Source organism: Rhizobium sp. SL86 (genome assembly GCF_026672545.1).
Classification (GTDB): domain Bacteria; phylum Pseudomonadota; class Alphaproteobacteria; order Rhizobiales; family Rhizobiaceae; genus Neorhizobium.
Genome location: NZ_JAPPRJ010000005.1, coordinates 92,785 through 115,860 on the forward strand (window position 1 = coordinate 92,785; position 23,076 = coordinate 115,860).

20 protein-coding genes and 2 pseudogenes are annotated in these 23,076 nt (G+C 60.8%); 9 read left to right on the forward strand and 13 right to left on the reverse strand.

Features of this window, described 5'->3' with window-relative positions:
* Position 1 precedes the first annotated feature (1 nt).
* The 4 genes from OU993_RS18670 to OU993_RS18685 form a co-directional block, all read right to left on the reverse strand.
* Complete coding sequence (locus tag OU993_RS18670; protein ID WP_268160033.1) at positions 2-1,636, reverse strand: ABC transporter ATP-binding protein; 1,635 nt, start codon at positions 1,634-1,636, stop codon at positions 2-4.
* A complete protein-coding gene (locus tag OU993_RS18675; RefSeq protein ID WP_442793008.1) occupies positions 1,629-2,495 on the reverse strand; it encodes an ABC transporter permease in 867 nt (288 codons plus the stop codon). Before OU993_RS18675 ends, OU993_RS18670 begins: the two co-directional genes overlap by 8 nt.
* A gap of 75 nt (positions 2,496-2,570) precedes the next feature.
* A complete protein-coding gene (locus tag OU993_RS18680; protein ID WP_268160037.1) occupies positions 2,571-3,485 on the reverse strand; it encodes an ABC transporter permease in 915 nt (304 codons plus the stop codon).
* Positions 3,486-3,575: 90 nt separating this feature from the next.
* Positions 3,576-5,087 (reverse strand): ABC transporter substrate-binding protein, encoded by a 1,512-nt coding sequence (locus OU993_RS18685; protein WP_268160039.1) that lies wholly within the window; start codon positions 5,085-5,087, stop codon positions 3,576-3,578.
* 333 nt (positions 5,088-5,420) lie between these two features.
* On the opposite strand from OU993_RS18685, the gene OU993_RS18690 reads away from it, so the two are divergent.
* Genes OU993_RS18690 through OU993_RS18700 form a run of 3 tightly spaced genes read left to right on the forward strand, consistent with a single transcriptional unit; the run spans position 5,421 to position 8,692 of the window.
* A complete protein-coding gene (locus tag OU993_RS18690) occupies positions 5,421-6,617 on the forward strand; it encodes a sialidase family protein (RefSeq protein WP_268160040.1) in 1,197 nt (398 codons plus the stop codon).
* Positions 6,614-7,570 carry a 4-hydroxythreonine-4-phosphate dehydrogenase PdxA gene (gene pdxA, locus OU993_RS18695; protein WP_268160042.1) on the forward strand — a complete coding sequence of 319 codons (957 nt, stop codon included), beginning with the start codon at positions 6,614-6,616 and terminating at the stop codon, positions 7,568-7,570. Before OU993_RS18690 ends, pdxA begins: the two co-directional genes overlap by 4 nt.
* A gap of 3 nt (positions 7,571-7,573) precedes the next feature.
* Entirely contained in the window at positions 7,574-8,692 is a 1,119-nt protein-coding gene (locus tag OU993_RS18700) for an iron-containing alcohol dehydrogenase (protein ID WP_268160043.1), read from the forward strand.
* A gap of 30 nt (positions 8,693-8,722) precedes the next feature.
* Here the strand turns inward: OU993_RS18700 and OU993_RS18705 are convergent, their stop codons facing one another.
* Both OU993_RS18705 and OU993_RS18710 read right to left on the reverse strand, forming a co-directional pair.
* Positions 8,723-9,430, reverse strand: a complete 708-nt coding sequence (locus OU993_RS18705) for a FadR/GntR family transcriptional regulator (RefSeq protein WP_268160045.1) — start codon at positions 9,428-9,430, stop codon at positions 8,723-8,725.
* Between the two features lies 1 nt (position 9,431).
* Positions 9,432-10,460, reverse strand: a complete 1,029-nt coding sequence (locus OU993_RS18710; protein WP_268160046.1) for a four-carbon acid sugar kinase family protein — start codon at positions 10,458-10,460, stop codon at positions 9,432-9,434.
* 393 nt (positions 10,461-10,853) lie between these two features.
* Between OU993_RS18710 and OU993_RS18715 the strand changes: the two genes are divergently transcribed.
* From OU993_RS18715 to OU993_RS18730, 4 genes are all read left to right on the forward strand, one after another.
* On the forward strand, positions 10,854-12,002 hold the full coding sequence (locus OU993_RS18715; protein ID WP_268160048.1) for a mandelate racemase family protein: 1,149 nt from the start codon (positions 10,854-10,856) through the stop codon (positions 12,000-12,002).
* 6 nt (positions 12,003-12,008) lie between these two features.
* Positions 12,009-12,638: an SGNH/GDSL hydrolase family protein gene (locus tag OU993_RS18720; protein WP_268160050.1), complete on the forward strand. Its 630-nt coding sequence runs from the start codon at positions 12,009-12,011 to the stop codon at positions 12,636-12,638.
* 81 nt (positions 12,639-12,719) lie between these two features.
* Positions 12,720-14,318 (forward strand): ABC transporter substrate-binding protein, encoded by a 1,599-nt coding sequence (locus tag OU993_RS18725; protein WP_268160052.1) that lies wholly within the window; start codon positions 12,720-12,722, stop codon positions 14,316-14,318.
* A gap of 156 nt (positions 14,319-14,474) precedes the next feature.
* Positions 14,475-15,008: a hypothetical protein gene (locus OU993_RS18730; protein WP_268160054.1), complete on the forward strand. Its 534-nt coding sequence runs from the start codon at positions 14,475-14,477 to the stop codon at positions 15,006-15,008.
* A gap of 22 nt (positions 15,009-15,030) precedes the next feature.
* Here OU993_RS18730 and OU993_RS18735 read toward each other — a convergent pair whose 3' ends face one another.
* From OU993_RS18735 to OU993_RS18765, 7 genes and pseudogenes are all read right to left on the reverse strand, one after another.
* Complete coding sequence (locus OU993_RS18735; RefSeq protein ID WP_268160055.1) at positions 15,031-15,792, reverse strand: ABC transporter ATP-binding protein; 762 nt, start codon at positions 15,790-15,792, stop codon at positions 15,031-15,033.
* A complete protein-coding gene (locus tag OU993_RS18740; protein WP_268160057.1) occupies positions 15,792-16,628 on the reverse strand; it encodes an ABC transporter ATP-binding protein in 837 nt (278 codons plus the stop codon). The genes OU993_RS18735 and OU993_RS18740 overlap by 1 nt, the downstream gene beginning before the upstream one ends.
* Before the next feature lie 4 nt (positions 16,629-16,632).
* Entirely contained in the window at positions 16,633-17,517 is an 885-nt protein-coding gene (locus OU993_RS18745) for an ABC transporter permease (RefSeq protein WP_268160059.1), read from the reverse strand.
* Positions 17,517-18,539, reverse strand: coding sequence for an ABC transporter permease (locus OU993_RS18750; protein WP_268160061.1), 1,023 nt, complete (start codon positions 18,537-18,539; stop codon positions 17,517-17,519). Before OU993_RS18750 ends, OU993_RS18745 begins: the two co-directional genes overlap by 1 nt.
* Positions 18,540-18,715: 176 nt before the next feature.
* Complete coding sequence (locus OU993_RS18755) at positions 18,716-19,045, reverse strand: cupin domain-containing protein (RefSeq protein WP_268160062.1); 330 nt, start codon at positions 19,043-19,045, stop codon at positions 18,716-18,718.
* A gap of 67 nt (positions 19,046-19,112) precedes the next feature.
* Positions 19,113-19,865 (reverse strand): FadR/GntR family transcriptional regulator, encoded by a 753-nt coding sequence (locus OU993_RS18760; RefSeq protein WP_268160064.1) that lies wholly within the window; start codon positions 19,863-19,865, stop codon positions 19,113-19,115.
* 131 nt (positions 19,866-19,996) lie between these two features.
* Positions 19,997-20,677: pseudogene (locus OU993_RS18765) on the reverse strand (ABC transporter substrate-binding protein); the annotation flags it as partial.
* Positions 20,678-20,840: 163 nt separating this feature from the next.
* Between OU993_RS18765 and OU993_RS18770 the strand changes: the two are divergent.
* Positions 20,841-22,049 (forward strand): IS256 family transposase, encoded by a 1,209-nt coding sequence (locus tag OU993_RS18770; RefSeq protein ID WP_268160066.1) that lies wholly within the window; start codon positions 20,841-20,843, stop codon positions 22,047-22,049.
* 168 nt (positions 22,050-22,217) lie between these two features.
* Positions 22,218-22,995 (forward strand): annotated as a pseudogene (locus tag OU993_RS18775) (ISL3 family transposase); the annotation flags it as partial.
* Between the last annotated feature and the right edge of the window lie 81 nt (positions 22,996-23,076).

The window sequence follows — 23,076 nt, forward strand, 5'->3', positions numbered from 1 at the left end:
GCTACTCCATTGACAAGGGGGACGGCGATGCCGCGCGGCGGGCACGATGGCTGGCCTGGACATCCGGATCGGGATCGAGGCTGGCAGCGAGCAGAGCTTGCGTATAGGCCTCGCGGGGTGCTTCGAAGATCTGGCGGACTCCGCCCAATTCGACGATACGGCCCTTCCGCATCACCATCACCTGGTCGGCAAAATCGCGCACCACCGGCAGATCGTGGGCAATGAAGATGAAGGAGATGCCGGTTTCCTGGCGAAGCCTGTCGAGAAGTTCGATGACCTGCGCCTGAACGGAAACGTCCAGCGCGGAAACCGCTTCATCGCAGATGATCAGGCGCGGCTCCAGCGCCAGGGCACGCGCGATGGCGATCCGCTGGCGCTGGCCGCCGGAAAACTGGTGCGGATAGCGCCGCATGTGGTCGGGTGACAGCCCCACCTGCTGCAGGAGTTCGGCAACCCGCTCCCGCCACCTGCTCCGTGGCAGAATGTCCGGATGGATCACCCAGGCTTCAGAAATCAGCTGGAAGACCGTCATGCGTGGGTTGAGCGACTGGCTGGGATCCTGGAAGACCATTTGCAGGTCGCGCCGGAGACGGTAAAGTTCCCTGGGCGGCAGGCGGAAAAGGTCCCTGCCCTGCCACAGCGCAGAGCCGGTATCCGGCTCTTCCAAGCGCAGCAGCACACGGGCCAATGTGGACTTGCCAGAACCGCTTTCGCCGACAATCGCCAGCGTCTGGCCGGCCATCAGGTCGAACGAAACGCCCCTCAGCGCCTCGAATGCGCCGTAGCTTTTGCGCACATCGCGCACCCGCAGCAGAACGTCACCCTTCTGATCGTCTTCATGCATCGCACCCCGACCAGGGGCGGCCGCGATCAGCTTTCGCGTATAGGGATGCTTCGGGTTCCTGTAGACATCGCCAACCGTGCCGCTTTCGACCAGCGCACCCTTTTCCATGACGACCACCCGGTCGGCAATCTCTGCCACGACGCCGAGGTCGTGGGTGATGATCAGCACGCCCATGCCGATCTCCCGCTGCAATTCCTTCAGCAGCGCCAGCACTTCGGCCTGTACCGTCACGTCAAGCGCGGTCGTCGGTTCATCAGCGATAAGGAGATCGGGCCGGAGCGCAAGCGCCATGGCGATCATCACGCGCTGGCGTTGCCCGCCGGAAAACTGGTGCGGATATTTCTTGAGAGCGATCTGTGGATCGGCAATACCGACGCGTCCGAGCAATCGGAGTGCTTCCGCCTCGGCTGCTTCGCTCTGAAGTCCGTGTGTGGTCATCGCCTCGCGGATCTGCCAGCCGACGGTATAGACCGGATTGAGGTGGCTGAGTGGATCCTGGAAGATCATGGCAATGCGCTTGCCGTTCACCTCCCGGCGCTCCTGCGGCCTCATCGTCAGCAGATCCACCCCATCGAGATAGATTTCGCCGGAAGTGATCCGGCCGGGCGGCGTGTCGATGAGGTTCATGATGGCTGCCGACGACACGGATTTGCCGGAACCGCTTTCACCAAGGATGGCAAGTGTTTCGCCGCGATCCAGATGATAGAAGATATTGCAAACGGCCTTCACGACACCGGCTGCGGTGTGGAATTCGACGGACAGGTCACGGACGTCAAGCAGATGCTCAGCCACGGGTTTCCCCCCTCATTTCGAGCCGCCAGCGCTGCGTCGGGTCGAGCGCGATGCGCAGCCAGTTCGACAGTAGATTGAGCGACAGCGTGGTGAAAATGATGGCAAGCCCCGGCCAGAAGGACAGCCACCAGGCATTGGTGAGATACTGGCGCCCCTGCGAGATCATCAGGCCCCAGGTGATGTCCGGCGGCTGGATGCCGATGCCGAGGAAGGAGAGCGCGCTTTCCGCCAGCATGACATAGGCGAAATCCAGCGTCGCAAGCGTGGTAAGCGTCGGGAAGACGATCGGCAGGATGTGCCGGAAAAGAATGCGCCGGCTGGAGGCGCCCATCACGCGGGCGGCCTGCACGAACATCCGCTCGCGGATTTCCAGAACCTCCGCCCGGGTCGTGCGTAGATAGACCGGGATGCGGGTGATCGACAGGACCAGCATCAGATTGAGGATCGATGAACCCAACAGGTAAAGGACGATCACGGCGATCAGCAGCGAAGGAAATGACATGATCACGTCCGCCAGACGCATGATCGCCTGACTGACACGCGGTGACGAAAATCCGGCCAGCAGACCGAGAAACGTGCCGATGACCGCCGAAATGAGGACGGCACCTGCGGCCACCAGCAGCGTATTCTGCGTCGCAACGATGATGCGGGCAAGAAGAGGACGACCAAGCGCATCCGCACCGAACCACCAGAACCAGTCGCGCGACCAGTCGAATGGCGCAAGATTGCGGCCGCGCAGGTTCTGCTTGAGCGCCTCCTCTCCCAGCCAGGCAGGCCCGACTATCGCAAGTACCACCATGACCACCAGGAACACGGCCGCCACCAGCGCAAACTTGTCGGCAAGCAGCATCCGTCCCATGCGGCGAAGGAAAGCCGGCTCGTCGGCAGAAAGGCTATCGGTGCGGGTGGACGAAACGGTCACGGTCTTCCCTCCTCAGTGGCGAATGCGCGGATCGAGCAGGGCATAGGCGAGATCGATCAGCAGATTCATGAAGAAAATCGCAAGTGCCGTCACGAGGATGGCGGCGAGAACCACGTTGAAATCCCGCTGCAGGATGGAATCGATCATCAGCTTGCCGACGCCTGGGAAGCCGAAAATGGTCTCGACGACCACCGCACCGTTGAGCAGGCTGGCCGCCTGGTCGCCAATGACGGTGATGACGGGCAGCATGGCGTTGCGCAGGGCGTGGATGAAGATGATTGGCCCGGAGCGCACGCCTTTCGCCCGCGCCGTCTTCACATAGGCTGAGGACAAAGCTGTGATCATCGATCCGCGCACGACCTGGACGATGATGCCGAAGGGGCGCACGAACAGGACCGCGATCGGCAGGACCCAATGGGCCAGTGACCCTGTGCCCGAGGTCGGCAACACGGCAAGATTGATCGAGAAGATGACGATGGCCACGATGGCGAGCCAGAAATCCGGCACGGATGCGCCGATCAGCGACAGCATCGACGCGGCGCGGTCGAAAAAGCCACCGGCGCGAAATGCCGCCAGCGACCCGACGACGATGGCAGCGCAGGTCACGAGGCTCATCGTGGTGACCGCGAGCCACAGCGTCCAGACGAAGGCCTCCAGAACGACATCCAGCGCCGGACGCGCCTTGCGATAGGACTCACCAAGGTCGCCGGTCAGCACGTCGCCCACATAGCGGCCAAACTGCACCAGCATAGGGTCGTTCAACCCATGCAGTTCACGAAACTGCTGCTTCATTTCGGCCGATGCCTCGACCGGCAGGAAAAGCGAGGCAGGATCGCCGGTCATGCGGGAGAGAAAAAACACCATCACGATCAATCCGACCAGCGAGAATAGGCTGGCGACGGATCGCTTGCGGATGAACGTGAGCATGATCGACCTCCCAAAGTTGCCGGCGGCGGGTTAACCCCGCCGCCGCACGGTCCTGGATGCCTGACGGATATCCAGTGGTCCGCCGCTGACTTACTTGATGCCGATTTCCGAGAGTTGCAGCATCGAATTCGTCGCAATCGTCGGCTTGAAATCCAGCCGTTCGGAGACACGGGCATAGCCCACCATGTGGAAGAGCAGCACGTCCGCCACCACATCGTCATGAAGATAGGCGATCAACTGAGACCACAATTTTGCCCGCTCTTCACCGACGGCTGCGGATGCCCGCTGGATGAGATCGTCCACCTTCGGATCGGAGAAGCCGGATTGCGTGCCCTTTGAGGCATATTTGAAGAACATCGAGAAGGACGGGTCACCCTTGGAATTGTCGTGCATGGCGGCCACAAGTTGCGGCCCGCGGCCTTCCTTGAACGGCTTCGAGTAATAGGTTTCGTGCTCGGCCACCTCAACGAACTTCAGCTCGATATTGAAGCCGACATCCTGCAGTTGTGCTTGGATGGCCTCCATGATTTCCGTGACGTTCGGGAAGTTGGCACTGCGGGCAATGATGGTGATCGGCGTATCGACCGGCGCGCCTGCCGCCTTCGCTTCCGCCAGAAGCTTCTTGGCAGCCTCGGGATCAAAGGGAAACTGCTTGACATCCGGGTTCCAGCCCAGCGTCGTCGGCGGGACCAGGGCGGTTGCAAGAACGGCACCTTCCGGAACCAGCGTTCCGAGGAAGGCCTTGCGATCGATGGCAAGATTCAGCGCCTTGCGGACCCTGACGTCATTCAGCGGCGGGATATTCTGGTCGATGCGGAGATAGACGGTTTCGCTGTCGAGATAAGAAAAGTCCGTCTTCGGGTTCGTCGCATCCATCTGCGAGATCGAAGGAGAGAGGTCCGCCTCGCCTGTCTGCACCATTGCTGCGCGCACCGAAGGATCGGCGCGGAACAGATAGGTGGCTTTTGTCACGCTCGGCTGCTTGCCCCAATAATCGGCCCGGTTTTCCAGAACGATATATTGTCCCGGCGTCCAGTTCGTCAGTTTGTAAGGCCCGGTACCGATCGGTTCGCGCACGAACTGCATGGGCGTGCTTTCCGGAACGATCGTCACCAGCGACATCAGCAGCGGCAGGATCGGCTGAACCGGATTGACCTTGATGTCGATCGTGTTGTCATCGACGACTGCAGCGTTCACCGTCATGCCGCCGAAATAGCGCTTCGACTCACAAGTCACCTTGTCACTCATCACGCGATCGATGCTGTGCTTAACGTCCTTCGCACCAAACGCACTACCGTCCGAGAACTTGACGCCCTTGCGCAGATGGAAGCGCCAGCTTCCATCTGAATTTTGTTCCCACTTTTCCGCAAGACGCGGCATGACCCCCTGCTTACCGCGGACATCCAGTTCCGTCAGCGTCTCGCTGACATTCTCCATGATGATACGACCGATATTGGACCGGGTCGCCATGCAGGGTTCCAGAAGATCGGCCTCCTCGGGAAGCACGATCTTAATCGGCCCGGAACCCGCCAGCGCGGGCGACAGGCTCGACAACAATGCGGCGCCAACCATCAAGGCACCAGAAATCAAGGATCTCGTCACGTCATACTCCTCCCAAGTTGAGACGTATCGCCATGTTCTACCGGCAGACCACCATGTCCTGAAGAGGTGCGCCGCGCGGACCGCTTGTGCTGATGGCCGACCCAGACTCCCCGCCGACCGGCCATGCGGTTCATGGCGCAACCATCTTCTTTCCGACAAAGTTTGTCAATTTATTTCCAATCATGATCTCGAAAGAAATTTATAATCCGAATTAAATTGTTTTACTTCAATGGTTTATTCTTATGTTCAATGACATTTTTCCGAGCACAAAATATCATAAAAACTTGACAACTTTGAAAATTCGGCAATCCTCGCCCGTGAGAGGAGAGCCTTATGACACCTGAAGACATAGCCAGCGGCATGACCGGCGCGATCAATGCGGCGCGCGCAACTCGCCGGGAAGCGCTTCTGCCATCGCCCATGGTGCAGAACCACGCGAGCTTCCTGCATGCGACAAAGGATGGCGCGCTGCTCTGTGCCTGGTTCGGCGGTTCGCTGGAGGGAAAGTCAGACATCTCGATCTATGCAAGCATCCTCCCATCCGGTGCAGAGTCCTGGGGCCCGGCCCAGCAATTGAGTTTCGATGCAGCGCACTCGGAACAGAACCCGGTTCTGTTTTCCGCACCGGATGGTCGCCTGGTTCTGTTTCACACCTCCCAGCCCTCCGGCAACCAGGATGAGTGCCGCATCCGCATGGCGGAGGTCCACCGCGATCCCGCCGACCCGACGCGGTTGACGACAGACGAAGGCCGTTATCTCGACCTGCCTCGCGGCTGCTTCATCCGCGCGCCGCTGGTGCTGCGAGATGATGGAGCCTGGCTCCTGCCGATCTTCCGTTGCGTGCAACGAGCCGGCCAGAAGTGGAACGGAAGCCATGACGTAGCGGCCGTCGGCGTCTCGTCGGACGATGGAAAGAGCTGGATGTTGAATGATCTGCCACACTCGATCGGCTGCGTCCATATGAGCCCGATCTTGCTGGATGGACAGCGGCAGGCGGCATTCTTTCGGCGCCGCCAAGCCGATTTCGTCTACCGGACGGACAGCATAGATGGCGGGCGCACCTGGTCGCCGCCGCAACCGACCGATGTTCCGAACAACAATTCCTCGATCGCCGTCATTCGATTGAATGATGGGCGGATCGCGATGATCTGCAATCCGGTCAATGCGGCAGCCTCGGCCGACAGACGAGCATCGCTATACGACGAACTCGGCGTGGACGACGATCGCCCGGATGCTGATCCGACCGGCGGCTGCATCCCGGTCTGGGGCGTGCCGCGAGCACCGGTTGCAGTTTGCCTGTCCGAAGACGGCGGGCTGAGCTTCCCGCTCCGCATTCTGATCGAAAACGGGCCGGGCACCTGCCTGTCGAATGATTCAACGGATGGACGCAATCAGGAAATGTCCTATCCATGGCTGCTCGAAGATGCCGATGGCGGGCTTCACATCAGCTATACCTACCACAGACGCGCGATCAAATACGTCCATCTTGCCCCCGGCTGGGCAAGCACTGCACAGGAGAGACAGGCATGAGCAGGATCATCGGCATTACCATGGGTGATCCATGCGGCGTCGGACCGGAGATTACGGTACGTGCGCTGTCGGACATGCCGGATGAAGAGCGGGCGCTGACCCGCATCTACGGCAATCGCGAAACGCTGGAGGCGGCCCGCTCGGCCCTCGGCGTTTCCATCGACCTTGCCCCTTACGTGGTGGATCTCCCGGTCGAGGGCGCGCCGATCGCTTGGGGAACGCTGTCTCCGGTTGCCGGCGATGCAGCCTTCCGCTTCATTGAGAAGGCCGTGCGGGATGCTGAAGCCGGTTCGATCGGCTGCATCGTCACGGCTCCGATCAACAAGGAGGCGCTGAACCTGGCTGGCCATCATTACGACGGGCATACCGGAATGCTGCGCAGCCTCACCGGATCTTCCGCCGCCTACATGCTGCTCGCTTCGGACCGGTTGAAGGTCATCCATGTCTCGACACATGTTTCGCTGCAGGAGGCCATCCGGCGCGCCACCACTGATCGTGTGCTTGCTACCATCCGGGCCGGCGACCGGCATTTGAAGCGTATCGGCTATGAGCGCCCGCGCATCGCCGTTGCCGGCATCAACCCGCATTGCGGCGAGAACGGCCTGTTCGGCACTGAGGACGATGATCAGATCGCACCCGCGGTCGCGGCCGCGCGTGCAGAAGGCATCGACGTCCACGGACCGATTTCGGCCGACACCGTCTTCCACCGCGCCTATTCCGGCGCCTTCGACCTTGTGGTTGCCCAGTATCACGACCAGGGACACATCCCGATCAAGCTGGTCGCCTTCGATACCGCCGTCAACGTCTCGGTAGACCTGCCGATCGACCGCACTTCCGTCGATCATGGCACGGCCTTCGATATTGCCGGCAAGGGAATCGCCAACCATGGCAACATGCTGTCTGCCATTGCGTATGCGCGCAGACTGGTCGCCGGTCGAGACGGCAAGGAGTAACCAATGGCCATCGTTCCGATCACCATTCATCAGCCTCGTCAGCTTGCCATCGGCGCGGGCACCGTTGCAACTGTCGGGTCCTGGGCAGGCGATGTCGGCACGACGCTGGTGATTGCCACACCAATCACGGCGGCTTTCGTCGAACGGTTGCAACTCTCTGGCCGCATCCGCATCTTTGACGCCATTCCTGGCGAACCGGATATCGCGACCCTCGACGCCGCCCTCTCGGCTGCGCGCGCGGAGAAGCCTGATCTCGTCGTCGGGCTTGGCGGCGGCTCCGTGATGGATGTGGCGAAACTCGTCGCAGCACTTTGGGATAGCCAGCAGACACTTACCGAAGTGGCCGGCCCGAACCGCGTGACAGGCCGTACCACCCGCCTGGCGCAAGTGGCAACGACAGCCGGAACCGGATCGGAGGCCGGTATCCGCTCTTTGATCACCTATCCCGCCAAGGGCAGCAAGATCGCCGTCGAGAGCCCGCACCTGATTGCGGATCTGGCGGTTCTGGACCCGGAATTGACCTATTCGGTTCCGCCTGCCGTGACCGCGGCAACCGGTGTCGATGCCATGGCGCATTGTGTGGAGGCCTTCACCAATCGCCGCGCACACCCCATGATCGACGGGTTTGCCCGGATGGGGATCCAACTGGTCGGGCGTTACCTTGCCCGCGCAGTCAACGACGGCAGCGATACGGAAGCGCGTGAGGGTATGATGCTCGCCTCCTACTACGGCGGCATCTGTCTCGGCCCGGTCAACACGGCGGCAGGTCATGCCATCGCCTATCCGCTCGGCACGCTGCTGCATCTTCCGCACGGCCTGGCGAACGCCATCGTCTTTCCGCACGTGCTGTCGTTCAACCAGCCAGCCGTGCCGGGCAAGACGGCGGAGATCGCACAGGCGCTCGGCTTCGGCAGTGACCTGAACCAGCAAAGGCTTCGGGAAGCCGCCTACGGCTACTGCACGAACCTTGGCATCGAGATGGCATTGTCCAGCCACGGCGCACAGAGAAGCGACATTTCGCGTTTTGCCGCCGATGCCCACGCCATTCGCCGTCTCATGGATAACAATCCCATCGACATGTCGCTCGACGATGTCGTCGCAATCTATGAGGCTGCTTTCTGAAGGCGGATGACGCCCCGCGTCGCCGCGGCATCAGTCCCGCGGCGGCGACTGGAAGAGACGTTCGCGCGATCCGGTCAGATGATCGTGCATCAACTGGCGCGCCCTCTCCGGCTCGCGAGCCGCAATGGCTTCGGCAATCGCTTCGTGCTCCGCGAAGACACGCGACAGGCCGGACGCTTCTCGTTTGACCGAAGCACCATGAAACTTCATGCCCACAGCAATGTGGTCCTTGAGGGCTTCCATCGCGGTATAGAAATAATTGTTTTGCGCAGCACGGGCGATCGCCAGATGAAATTGGTAGTCGGCGTCTTCCCGGTGTGACTGACGGTTCGTGGCATCGCGCAACAGTTCCAGCGCATGGCGGATGGCAAGAAGGTTCCCGCCATCGTGACGCAGCGCTGCGGATGCCGCAGCGGCCGGTTCCAACGTCAGGCGGAACTCGTAGCAGTTCAGCAGGTCAGCCACGTTCTCCAGTTGGCCGAAGCCGAGTGGCTCCTTCAACCCGAGAGCCCGCACGAAACTGCCCGCACCGCGTCTCGAATAGATCAGACCCTGATCGCGCAGACGTCGGAGAGCCTCCCGAATGACGGGGCGCGAAACTTCGAATTCGGCAGCCAGGTCGTGCTCGGTGGGCAGGCGCTCGTCGGGCTTGTAGGCGCCGGACTTGATCGCCCGGTGCATCCGCTCGAACACGATATCCGGCAGCGCCTTGCGCGCCGCACCGTCTGTCAGCCCCATCTCAGTCCGTCTTCCCGAGAATTGTCGTTGCGATGTCCGTCAGCGTATTCGGTTGCCCGAAACCGCCTGATTTTGCAATGATGCAGTGCCTGCCGCTCTGCGCAAGACCGAGGCCCGGCAGGCACTCCCCAAGCAGGCGCAACCGATGGATGCCCATCCGGTGCAGAACCGCTTCGGCTGTGGCGCCGCCACACAGGAGCAAAGTCTCCACCTGATCGGTCAGCCGCGGCACAACGCCGTCAGCGAGTCGACGGGAAACTTCCTCCGCCGAACAGGTGCCCTGCCCCTCGACAACTCGAACAAGAGTGACCCTATCCGCGATCTTCGCAATATTCGTCAGGCACCCATTTTCGGCACGACGATCATCGATGTCCGCCGCCTTGGTTAGGTGATCTATCTGCTGCAGCGTGATGGGATCGCGCGAGCCGATGACAAAAAGGGCCCGTCCTGCGGGGATTTCCGCCGCAGCTCGCTGTTGTCTGCCACTCCACGTTTTCGCAAGCGCTTCAGCAAGACCGCGTGCACCGACCAAGAGATCAACACCCGCTTGATCGCCCTGTGCGACAGCTTCATCCATGTCCGCCTGGGATACCGTATCCGGAATAAGGCATTTGACGGCGTGGCGACCAAGCGAAGTCGCGATGTTGATGGGAGTGTCCACGCCGAAACCGCAGACGGCACCGTTGCGGACGACGCGATTGAACTCCGGGATGGCTGGCGCAACCAGCGCCTGGGCAAAGGGCACGACATCCAGCAGAGCCGGCACATGTCCTTTGAGACGGGAATCGATCTTGATGAGGAGCCTCGTGCCCGCCGGCAGCGCGCGAATGGCATCTGCCGCAACTGAACGCGTTTCCTGCTCCGTTTTCTCGCGACAGGCCAGATCCACAGATAAAACATCGGGGCGCTCGGCCAGTGCCGACGTTTGCCCTTTAGGCGTCAACGCGACTTCGGTGCGCAGCCCGCGATCGGCGAACGGCGCTGCGGAGTCGAGCGCACCCGTCAGATCATCGGCCAGAATGCAAAGCACGCTTCATCCTCAACTTTGTTGTTATCTATTACTACCGAGAAAAATTCTATTTTTCAATTTGATAATTCCAACTGATTGCAAATTATGCGCCGTGAAAGATTGGAAAAAACACCCGAAGTCTGCGACACAGACATCGGTTTCGACGCATGAAGTACGTCTCTCAGGCTACGCAACAGAGCAATGACAGACGTAGGTGAGCGCCTTCTATCCAAGGAACTTCCTTGGCAGGCAGCGCGACGCAATCCACTTCGTCAGCCAACACACAACGAAACCTCTTCGGCACAGCCTTATCCGGCATTATCTGTATTACAGATTTGACAAGATACCAGGATAATGATTAAACTTATCTGACATGTATCGCTCTGCTGTCCTGGTAGGCAAATAGGAATACCGATGATCATTACCGATGTCTCCGTGCGGCGGTTCCGCACCACCACGCGCCGTCATTCTGACAGCGCCGGCCATGCACATCCCGGCCCGCCGCATCAGGTCGAACAGGCCCTGCTGACCATTCGAACAGAAGACGGACACGAAGGTCATTCCTTTACGGCGCCGGAAATCGTCCGTCCGCATGTCATCGAAAAATTCGTCAAGAAGGTTCTGATCGGCGAGGATCACAGGGATCGCGAGCGGCTGTGGCAGGATCTTGCCCACTGGCAGCGCGGTTCGGCGGCGCAGCTGACCGACCGCACGCTCGCCGTCGTCGATTGCGCATTGTGGGATCTGGCCGGACGCGCGCTCGACACACCTGTATACAAGTTGATCGGAGCCTATCGCGACAAGGTCCTTGCTTACGGGTCGATCATGTGTGGCGATGAGTTGGAAGGCGGGCTTGCGACACCGGAGGATTACGGCCGCTTTGCCGAGACGCTCGTCAAGCGCGGTTACAAAGGCATCAAGCTGCACACCTGGATGCCGCCGGTTAGCTGGGCACCGGATGTGAAGATGGACCTGAAGGCCTGCGCTGCGGTTCGTGAGGCCGTCGGGCCCGATATCCGGCTGATGATCGATGCCTTCCACTGGTATTCGCGCACCGATGCGCTGGCGCTTGGCCGCGGGCTGGAAAAGCTCGGCTTCGACTGGATCGAGGAGCCGATGGATGAGCAGTCCATGTCCTCCTACAAATGGCTGGCGGATAATCTCGACATTCCGGTGGTCGGTCCGGAAAGTGCGGCCGGCAAACACTGGCACCGCGCCGAATGGGTGAAGGCAGGCGCCTGCGATATCCTGCGCACCGGCGTCAACGATGTCGGCGGCATCACGCCGGCACTGAAGACCATGCGCATGGCGGAATGTTTCGGCATGGACTGCGAGGTGCACGGCAATACCGCCATGAACCTGCATGTGGTCGCCGCCTCCAAGAACTGCCGCTGGTACGAGCGCGGCCTGCTGCATCCCTTCCTAGAATACGATGACGGCCACGATTACCTGAAATCTCTATCCGACCCGATGGATGCCGATGGCTACGTGCATGTACCGGACCGACCAGGTCTCGGCGAGGAGATCGACTTCGACTTCATCGAGAACAACCGGATCGGATGACGTGCCATGAAAACGATCCTGGCCTTTGGGGACAGTCTGACCTGGGGCGCCGATCCGGCCACGGCCCTTCGGCATCCGCCAGAATTTCGCTGGCCGGACGTTCTGGGACGGGAGCTTGGCGGCGAGGTACGCGTCATCGGCGAAGGGCTCGGCGGGCGCACTACCTGCTACGACGATCATACCGGCCCGAGTTGCCGCAACGGTGCCAAGGCGCTTCAGGTCGCCCTCGCCAGCCATATGCCACTCGACCTCGTCATCATCATGCTCGGCACCAATGATCTGAAGCCGGTCTTTGGGGGACAGGCGGAACCAGCCGTCTCGGGCATGCGCCGGCTGGCTCAGATCGTCGAGACCTTCCCCTACAAACCGAGGACGGCCATCCCGCGATTGTTGATCGTGGCGCCGCCACCGTGCGTGGCCGGTCCTTCCGGCACGCCGGCCGCCGGTCGCAGGATCACAGAATCTGCTCGGCTTGCCCCGCTCTACGAAGCACTCGCGGCAGAACTTGGCCATGCGTTTTTCGATGCGGGCACTGTCGCGCAGGCCTCGCCGATCGATGGCGTTCACTTGAGTGCCGAGGACACGCAGGCCATCGGGAAGGCGCTTGCTGCGCCAGTCAGGACCATTTTTGCCTGATCCGGTCCTCCTCGAGGAGAAGGAGCCCGGTTCATTACGTCACTGGCCGCCATGCTGGAATGGGGCCGAAAGGGAGGAAGCATGAAGTCGTTTCTCATATCCGCAGCCTTTGTTGCGCTGCTGGCGAGCGTTTCGCCGCAGGTCGCCTTGGCCGAAACGCCGAAGGATCAGTTGGTGGTAGCGACCACCATGAGCAATATCCTGACGCTTGATCCCGCCGCCATTACCGGCCGTGAGACAGTGCAGGTCCTGAACAATGTCTACGATACCCTGGTGATGCTTTCGCCTGAGGACCGCAGCATTCAGCCGCGGCTGGCGGAAAAGTGGGAGATCTCCGAAGACCGCAAGTCGATCCGCTTCCATCTGCGCAAGGATGCCAAGTTTGCCTCCGGCAATCCGGTGACTGCACAGGATGTCGCCTGGAGCCTGAAGCGCCTGCTGGTGCGCAATCTCGCCCAGTCCTCGTTCCTCAAGACGCGCGGCTTCAAGCTGGAAGCCGCCGATAAGCACTTTGTCGTTGAGGATGCCCATACCTTCGTTCTCAACCTGCCGGGCGCCGATGATCCGAACCTGCTCCTGATGATCCTCGCCCAGAACGGCCCGGGCTCGATCATCGACAGCAAGACCGCACTTCAGAATGAAAAGGATGGCGATCTCGGCGGCGCCTGGCTTACCACCAATTCTGCGGGTTCCGGCCCGTTCACGCTGACACAGTGGAAGTCCAACGAGTTCATCATCCTCACCCGTAACGACGGCTATTGGGGTGAAAAGCCTGCCATGCGCCGCGTCCTGATGCGACACCTGCCGGAATCCCAGTCACAGCGCCTGATGATCGAGAAGGGCGACATCGACGTCGCCTATTCGCTGCAAGCGCCGGACTTGAAGGCGCTGGAGACAGACAATGCGATTTCCATCGAATCCGTCCCCGGCTCAGGCTTCTATTATCTGGCCGTCTCGATGAAGGACGAGCGTTTCGCCAACAAGAAGGTGCGCGAAGCGCTGAGGTATCTGATCGATTACAAGGGGCTGGATCAGGCGGTGATGCCGTTCTACGGCAAGCTGCACCAGCGCTCCCTCAGCACCGGCGTCATGGGATCGTTGCCGAACCAGGGTTATAGGCTCGACATTGCCAAGGCGAAGGCGCTTCTGGCGGAAGCGGGGTATCCCAACGGCTTTGAGACAACGTTGCGCGTCCTGTCGGAAGACCCTTTCCTGAAGGCGGCAACCGCGATCCAGAACACGCTTGCCCAGGCCGGCATCAAGGCGAACCTGATCAGCGGTTCGGGCGACCAGATCTATGGCGCCATGCGCGAGCGCAAGTTCGAGCTTCTCGTGGGGCGCGGCGGCGGTGGCCAGCAGCCGCATCCGGACAACAACCTTCGTTCCATGGCCTACAATCCCAACAATTCGGACGAGGCGAAGCTCACCAACTACCAGAGCTGGCGCACGAGTTTCTACGACGAGAAACTGAACAAGATGATCGAGACGGCTCTGGTGGAGCGCGACCCCGCCAAGCAGACCAAGCTCTACGAGGAGCTCCAGGCCTACATGGACGAGCTTGTCATGCCGATCCAGCCCTTCTCGGAGGTCATCGATACGGCAGCCTTCCGCAGCGATGTGAAAGGCATGATCGTCAGCCCCTGGCTGTCGCGCTTCGAAGGCGTGACGAAAGCCCGATAGACCGCCGATATCCTCCTCCGCGGCGGTTCACGAGAGGGGTGCGTGGCAACACGCGCCCCTTTTCGTGTTGATACCGCACCTTTCCTTCTGCCGGTTGCCTTGCGACAAACGCCGGAGCGATTAGTCTCTGCACCGATTGAACCGGCAGGATTTTCAATGTCGCACATTCCGATGATCGACTATGACGGCGCGTCGCAGGCCATTCGTGATGCGCACGACGAGGAACTGCGCCTGCGCGGCCGCATGACGAACATGAAGCGCACGCTGCTTCATTCGCCGCAGGCGCATCGCATCTATGCGGAATGGTTCACGCTGCGGGCAGAACTGCTGCCGCATGTGGATGATCGCGCGATCCAGGTGTTCTGCCGCGCCATTTCGGAGGACGCCGGCTCGAAGATCGCGGTGACCTTCTTCCGCCGCGCCATCACACTGTCCGGAGCCGATCCGGATGCGCTCGAAATGCGTGAAGTGGACCGGTTACTGGACCGGTTTGGCCGGGCGATCGTGCGCAATTCCCGCGCCATCCCGCCGGAGATCTGGACCGATCTCAAGGTGAGGTATGAGGCCAAAATTCTGGTCGATCTCGTCGCCCTGGCAGGGATCATGCTGGCAACGGCGATCTTCAATAACGTGGTCGAGGTTCCTTTTGACGCGGAACTGGAACCTTTTGCTGCCAGCGACAGCCTTTGAGCCCATGGCTGCGGCGCGTTTTTCAGCGCACGCCCTCGTATTCCAGCGAGGCACCGATCAGTTCGCGGGCGTAGGGGTGAGTTGCCCCGTTGGTGGCGATCGCCTCATGCGGAAGGATCTCGGTCACTTCACCGCGCAGCATGACGGCAAACCGGTCGCACATGTGGTCGACCACCGCGAGATCATGGGTCACCATGATATAGGTGAAACCGCGTTCTGCGCGCAAACGCTGCAGCAAGTTGAGGATTTCCGCCTGCACCGAGACGTCGAGCGCCGAGGTCGGTTCATCCAGAAGCAGCAGGGAAGGTTCGAGGATCAGCGCGCGTGCGATCGCAACGCGCTGGCGCTGTCCACCCGACAGCTGATGCGGAAACCGGTCCAGGAACGAGACCGGCAAACCGACATCGGTGATGGCACGCCGCATGCGCTCTTCCCGATCGCCGAGCTTGTGGATGACCAGCGGTTCATTCAGAACCGTACGAACGGACTGGCGCGGATGCAGAGAGCCATAAGGGTCCTGGAACACCATCTGCAGCGTGCGGCACCGCTCGATGAGCGGGAGGTCGCGCACCGAGCGTCCGTCGATCATAACCTCGCCCTTCCAGAAATCGGTCAGCATCGACACGCAACGAAGCACGGTCGACTTACCGGAGCCGGATTCGCCCACAAGCCCGAAGCACTCCCCGCTCCTGACGCTGAAGGAGACGCCGGGCAGGACCTTGACGGCTGTGGCACCGCTTCCAAAGCTGATCGAGAGATCGCACACATCGACGGAAACGGACATCAGAGACTCTCCTCCAGCCATTCAGGTTTGCGGTCCAGCACGGCAAGCGGCTGGCGTGTGCCGCCGATGCGTGGCTGGGCCGCCAGAAGTCCTTGCGTGTAGGGATGTTGCGCATGGTCGAGATCACTGGCTTTCAGGGTCTCGACCACTTTACCGGCATACATGATCAACACGCGATCACAGAAATTGCGCACGAGGTTGAGGTCATGGCTGATCATGATCAAACCAATCCCACGGTCCCGCACGAGGCCATCCAGAATGTTGAGAACCTGCAGGCGCACCGTCACATCGAGCGCCGAGGTCGGCTCGTCGGCAATCACCAGGTCGGGATCGGCAAGCAGCATCATGGCGATCATCACCCGCTGGCCCATGCCGCCGGAAATTTCGTGCGGATATTGCCGGAACACTCGTTCCGGATCGCGGATCTTCACCGCCTCCAGCATGGCGACCGCCTTGTCATGCGCCTCGCGGCGGCTGCATTGGAAGTGGCGCAGATAGGTCTCAGCCACCTGATCGCCGACCCGGCGGATCGGGTTCAACGAGAACTTCGGATCCTGCAGGATCATCGACATGCGACGACCGCGCACCTTTAGCATCTCCTTTTCGCTCAGCGCGAGAAGGTCCGTCTCTTCAAAACGAAGCATGTCCGCGGTGATGGTTGCTCCCGGCAGAAGGCGCAGCATTGCCCGCCCCACGGTGGATTTGCCGGAACCGGATTCGCCGACAATGCCGAGCCGTTCGCGCCCGAGCGTGAAGGAGACGCCGCGAACCGCTTCGACGGGTGATCCGCCATAGCGGATGCGAAGGTTCCGGACGTCCAGAATGGTCTTTTCCATCAACCTACCTCCGGTTCATCTGTTTGGGATCGAGCGCATCACGCAGCCCATCCCCGAGCAGGTTGAAGGCCAGGCTGACCGACAGGATCGAGACCCCTGGGAAGGTGACAAGCCACCAGCTGTCGAGCATATAACGGCGGCCTGTGGCAATCATGGCGCCCCATTCCGGCATGGGTGGCTGGGCGCCGAGGCCGAGAAAGCCGAGACCCGCGGCGGTCAGGATGACGGTCGCCATGTTGAGGGTCAGGCGGATCAGCACGGAGGGCAGGCACATCGGCATGATCGACTTAACGATGATGCGGGTGGCAGAGGCACCCTGAAGGCGGGCCGCGGCGATGTAATCGGCATTGCGGAAGGTCATCGCCTCGGCGCGGGCCAGACGCGCGATCGGCGGCCAGGAGGTGAGTGCAATCGCGATGATCGCGTTGTTGAGGCTGGGACCAAGGGCGGCCACGAAGGCGAGCGACAGGATGAGGCTTGGAAAGGATAGGAAGATATCGGTGATGCGCATCATCACCGTATCGAACTTGCCGCCCAGGTAGCCGGCCGAGGTGCCGATGACGAGACCAATCGGCCCGACGACGATCGACACCAGAAAGATGATGGTGAGCGTGATGCGCGCGCCGTAGACCAATCGGCTGAAGATGTCGCGGCCGAGCTCGTCGGTGCCGAAGAGATGTCCGTCACCCGGCGGCTTCAGCACATTGCCGAGCGCCTGGACATAAGGATCGTGCGTGGCCAACAGAGGCGCAAAGATCGCCGTCAAAATCAGGAGGGCGAGCACGGCGAGCCCAAAGGCGGATGTGGGGCTGCGCAGCAGGAAGACGAGGATGTTTTTCGGGGCGATCAGCCAGCCGGGCATGCTGCGTGGGTGCGTATCAGCAGTCATCAGCGTGTCCTGGGGTCAAAGATGCGGTAGAGGATGTCGGACAGAAGATTGAGCCCGATGAAGATGACGCCGACAATCAGCACGCAGGTCATCACGGCGTTCATGTCACCGATGATCAGGTTGCTCGTCAGGTACTGGCCAAAACCCGGCCAGGCGAAGACCGTTTCGATGAGCACGGCACCTTCGAGCAGAGACCCGTAAGCGAGCGCGATGATCGTGACCAGCTGCACCCGGATGTTGCCAAAGGCGTGCAGCCAGATGGTTTGATGCCGGGACAGGCCTTTGACCCGGGCTGTGGTCACATATTCCTGGCCGAGTTGGTCCAGCATGAAGCTGCGGGTCATGCGCGTGATATAGGCGGAGGAGGAATAACCGAGCAGCGCCGCCGGCAAGATCAGGTGGTTGAGGGCTGACCAGAAGACATCCATCTCGCCGGCCAGGAGGCTGTCGACCAGCAGAAAGCCGGTGCGATCGTCGACGAGGCCTATGTAGAACTGGTCCATGCGACCGCTGCCGCCGACCAGCCCCAGATGCGCATAGAACACGATGAGTGCGATCATGCCGGTCCAGAAAATCGGCATGGAATGGCCAAACAGGCTCAACACACGCACCACATGATCCGGCCAGCGATCCTTGTTGACAGCCGCCAGCACGCCCATAGACACGCCGAGCGTGGCGCCGATAAAGATGGCGAAGGTGGCCAGTTCGATGGTGGCGGGCATGACGTGCAGGATGTCCTCGATCACTGGCTGGCCGGTGCGGATCGAAGTGCCAAAGTCCCCAGTCAGCACATCACCGAGGTAATAGACGAACTGCTCGTAGAGCGGTCGGTCCAGGCCAAGCGAGGTGTAGACCTGCTCATAGGTTTCTCGCGTGGCATCTTCCCCGACGATTGCGCGGACCGGATCGGCCGGCATCAACCGGCCGATGAAGAAGGTCAGCATCAACAGGCCGAGAAGGGTAACGGCGATACTGCCGAGCTGGCCGGCAGCACCGGCAAGACGCAGGCGAGGCAATGACATGGTTCCTCCAGACGCGACCGCAGCGAGGCGACGACAGGCTCCCGTCCTGTCAGACAACTATCCGGAACCTGTCACAGGCCGAGTGGAGTGTCAAGCCTGCCTTTCTCAATCCGACACCGGGCGGCGCTTGCGCCCTGACAAGCGGAGCGCCAGGCCGGTTTCACCTGTGCCGACGCTCAGGTTGCGGCAGCGGCCAGAAAATCGTCGCGGCGAGGCGTAAAATTGTCGATCAATTCGCCGCTTTCCAAGCAGCAACAGCCGTGCTCGACACCGCCTGGGATGACGAGACTGTCGCCGGGCTTGAGATGATAGGTCACACCATCGCGAAAGAACTCGAAGCGCCCACTTGCCACAAAGGTGGATTGCACATGCGGATGGCTGTGAAGCTTGCCCTTAGCGCCAGTCTCGAAACGGAACGAGACAACCATCAGGTCCGGGTTCTCGGCCAGAATGCGGCGGGTGACGCCGGGATCGGGTGTGGCGGCGGGAAAAATGGGCAATGACATGAAAGTCTCCTGCATGAATGATGATGGCATCATACATGCTCGGAAATCTATCTGACAAGGGTATCGATCATGCTGGTTGGGGTGCTCGCTCCGCACGCTGGCTCCTGAGCAGTGCCTTGTATCGTTCCAGGCTTCCGCGCAGGTGCGCCTTCATGTGGACGCGTGCAGCATCCGCGTCGCCCTCGATAATGGCATCAACAATCAGGCCGTGCTCCTCCTGCAGATGCAGGTTATAGTCCTTGGGCCGCGAACCGGGTGCCTCTCCCTGCAGGTCGCCGCGTGGAATGATGCCGGTGCGGATCAACTGCAAGAACTCAGGGAAACGGCGATTCTGCGTGGCCTCTGCGATGGCGAGATGCAGATTGAAGTCGGCGTCGCGCGTTGGCGCACCGTCCTTCAGACACTGCGCGACGATGCGATGCGCCTCGTAGATCTCCTCGATCTGCGCTGCAGAGCGACGAAGGGCCGCAAGCGCGGCCGATTCGACCTCGAAGACCGTTCTCAGTTCCAGAAGTTCGATGACGGACGAGATGCGCTGCGTGGCTAGGTCGTTGAACGGACGATCCGCTTCGCGACGGATTTCGAGCGCAAAAACGCCGGCGCCCTTGCGCGCTTCGACCAGCCCATCGGCGCGGAGAATGGCGATGGCCTCGCGCACAACGGTACGGCTGACGGAGTATTCGCGCGTCAGCGTGCTTTCGCTGGGCAGCCTGTCTCCGGGGCGAAACACCCCCGAAATGAGATCATGACGAAGAGCCGAACTGATCTTCGATGCAAGAGACTGCCCCTGCTGGACCTCTGCTTGGGCGTCGCTTGCCATTCCATCTCCACCGGACTGATAGTTGTCTGGTAAGTGTAGCCAGTTCGCAGCAGACTGCCAAGAGGTTGTGCAACATGAAGATGGTGCCCTGCCGTCTTGTGCGACGGGGCACCGGGTCCGTTGTCGCGGCGTCAGGGCGCGAGTGACGCCTTCAGCTTCGACACGGCATCAGCTTCCATCTGGCCGATCGTGGTGACTTCACCATCCTTGATCTTCCACAGGCGGAAGGGACCGGTGATGTCGCCGTACTTGTCGAAGGAAACGGGGCCGATCACGCCTTCATACTTGATCGGCTTGCCATCCTTGATCAGTTTCAGCGCCTTTTCGAACTCTGCCTTGCGGGCATAGATCGGCTCGCCGCCCGGCGCCACCACTTCCGGGATTGCGGCCTTGATGGCTGCCTTGTCGGCCTTGCCAGCCTTGGCAATGGCGAGTGCCACGATGGCACCGGCATCATACGAGCGGTCGGCAGCCGGCGCAGACGGAGAAATGCCACCGGAGAACTTCTCATAGGCGCCGTTGAAATATTCCGTCGATTTCGTCGGCCGCGTCCCGGAAGAGGTGCCATAGGCATCGTTCAGGTACTGCGCGCCGACGCTGTCGATGAAATCCTTCGAGTTCATGCCGTCGTTCAGCAGAAACTTAGCCGCTCCGCCGCCGGACAGCCAGGCACAGTGGATCGTCGCACCGTCCACTGGCGTGCTGACGAGATAAAGGGCTTCCGGATCCCCCTTCATCGCAGCACTTGCTTCCAAGGAATAGCTCGCCTGCTTTTCGTTATAGGGCGTGGTGAAGGTCGAGGTCGTGCCAATCTTTGCCAACAGACCAATTTACAAAAGGATTTTCTCTCGCCACACGAGACCAACCATTCCGATAAGGATCGTGTCCCAGGGCGTGGTGTAGCAGGGAAGCGGTGGTCACCAGTGTTTTCCGGTAGGGTCGGGTTGTTCAAGACCAACCTGAAGGACACCACCGATGACCGACGACATGATGAACCTGCGCTCACTCGTTGAGAAGAGCGCCGACGCCGATTTGCTGCGCGAGATGATCGGCTTTGCTGCCGAGAAGTTGATGATGCTGGAGGTCGGCACGAAGACCGGCGCGGGCTATGGCGAGAAGAATGGCTTCCGACTAGCCCAGCGCAACGGCTATCGCGACCGGGACTGGGAGACACGTGCTGGCACAGTCGAGCTTCGTATCCCGAAGCTGCGCACCGGCAGTTATTTCCCGAGTTTCCTTGAGCCGCGCCGCATGGCGGAGAAGGCCCTGACGGCGGTGATTCAGGAAGCCTATATCCAGGGTGTCTCGACCCGCTACGTCGATGACCTGGTCAAGGCCATGGGCATGAGCGGCATCTCCAAGAGCCAGGTGTCTCGTCTCTGCGAGGAGATTGATGACAAGGTGAAGGCCTTTCTCGAGAGGCCCATCGAAGGTGAATGGCCCTACCTTTGGATCGACGCCACTTACCTGAAAGTCCGACGCGGCGGGCGCATCGTCTCGGTTGCCGTCATCATCGCCGTCGGCGTCAACACAGACGGTCGGCGCGAGGTATTGGGCGTGGAGATCGGCACATCCGAGGCCGAGGCGATCTGGACGGAATTCCTGACAGTCCCCCTGCGCAAGCTGACCAGACGGGGACTACGCGGCGTCAAGCTCGTCGTCTCCGACGCTCATGAAGGCATAAAAGCCGCCGTCTGCAAGGTTCTCTCGGCCACCTGGCAGCGCTGCAGGGTCCACTTCATGCGCAATGCCTTGGCCCATGCCGGAAAGAGCGGACGGCGTGTCGTGTCCGCCTTCATCGCCACCGCATTCGCCCAGGACACACCGGAGGCAGCAAGCACTCAGTGGCGCAACGTCGCCGATCAGATCAGGCCGAAGGTGCCGAAGCTTGCAACTCTCATGGACAGCGCCGAGCAGGACGTGCTCGCCTACATGACCTTTCCCAGGCAGCACTGGACCAAGCTTCACAGCACAAACCCCATCGAACGTCTCAACGGCGAGATCAAACGACGCACAGAGGTCGTCGGCATCTTTCCCAACGATGACGCAATCGTCAGACTCGTCGGGGCGCTGCTGCTCGAACAAAATGACGAGTGGGCCGTCCAGCGGTCCCGCTACATGACACTTGAGACCATCGCCACGATGAGCGATGATCCGCTCATCAGCATGCCAGCGGCAAGCTGATCCGTCCCCGGCTCTGTCCGGAAGGCACGGCGAGCGCCGAAGCTACACCACTCCATGGGACACGATCCCGATAAGCATCGCCAACTGGCGCGGTGTCTCGTAAATTGTGGGTCTGCCTGACTTTGTGTGGTTAACAGATCGTTAGCAGGCACTTCGCTATTGGCGGGCATGAGAACAAAATCAAAATGGTCGCCCGGTCCGGGCATCAAGGTGCAAGACGTCGTATCCAACGGCGATGGTAATTGGGCGGTGTCTGCTTGCGGACCATCTTCGGGCACATGTCCAGATTGCCGTAAACAGAGCAGAAATCGGCATGGCTGGTCGCACCGCAGTCTTCAGGACCTGCCGATCCAGGGTAATGAAGTGACGGTAAGGCTTCGGTTGAGCCGCTGGCGTTGCACATATCGGCAGTGCAAGCGGCAAACTTTCACCGACTCGATCCCGGAGATCGCATCGCCATACGCCCGCAGGACAACGAGGGTCGCGAAGCTAGTCGGCCTGCTGGGTCACGGCACGGGTGGACGCCCAGGAGAGCGCTTGATGAACCAGCTTGGGATGCCGGTCAGCGACGACACCATCCTTCGGCACTTGAAGCGGAGTGCTTCACAGGCCGACGACGAACCTCCTGCACGGATCATTGGCATTGATGACTGGAGTTGGAGGAAATCGTGGCGCTACGGCACGATCATCGTTGATCTCGAGCGCCGAAAGGTCATGGACATTCTCGAAGATCGTAGCGTGGCGAGCGTTTCACAATGGTTGAAGCGGCATCCCACCATTGAGGTGGTCAGCCGAGATCGATGCGGGCTTTACGCGCAGGCTGCTCGTGAAGGTGCCCCGCAAGCATCTCAGGTGGCTGACCGCTTTCATCTTTTCCAGAACCTGCGTCTTTCGATTGAGGAACAGATGAGCCTTTCCGGCCGAGCTACAGGCAGGGCACTGCTGCCAGACGAGGATATCGGGACTGATCATGACGAACGAGCTTTGCATGAGGAGGCTCCTGGAATGCTGTTGCGCAATCAGCTTC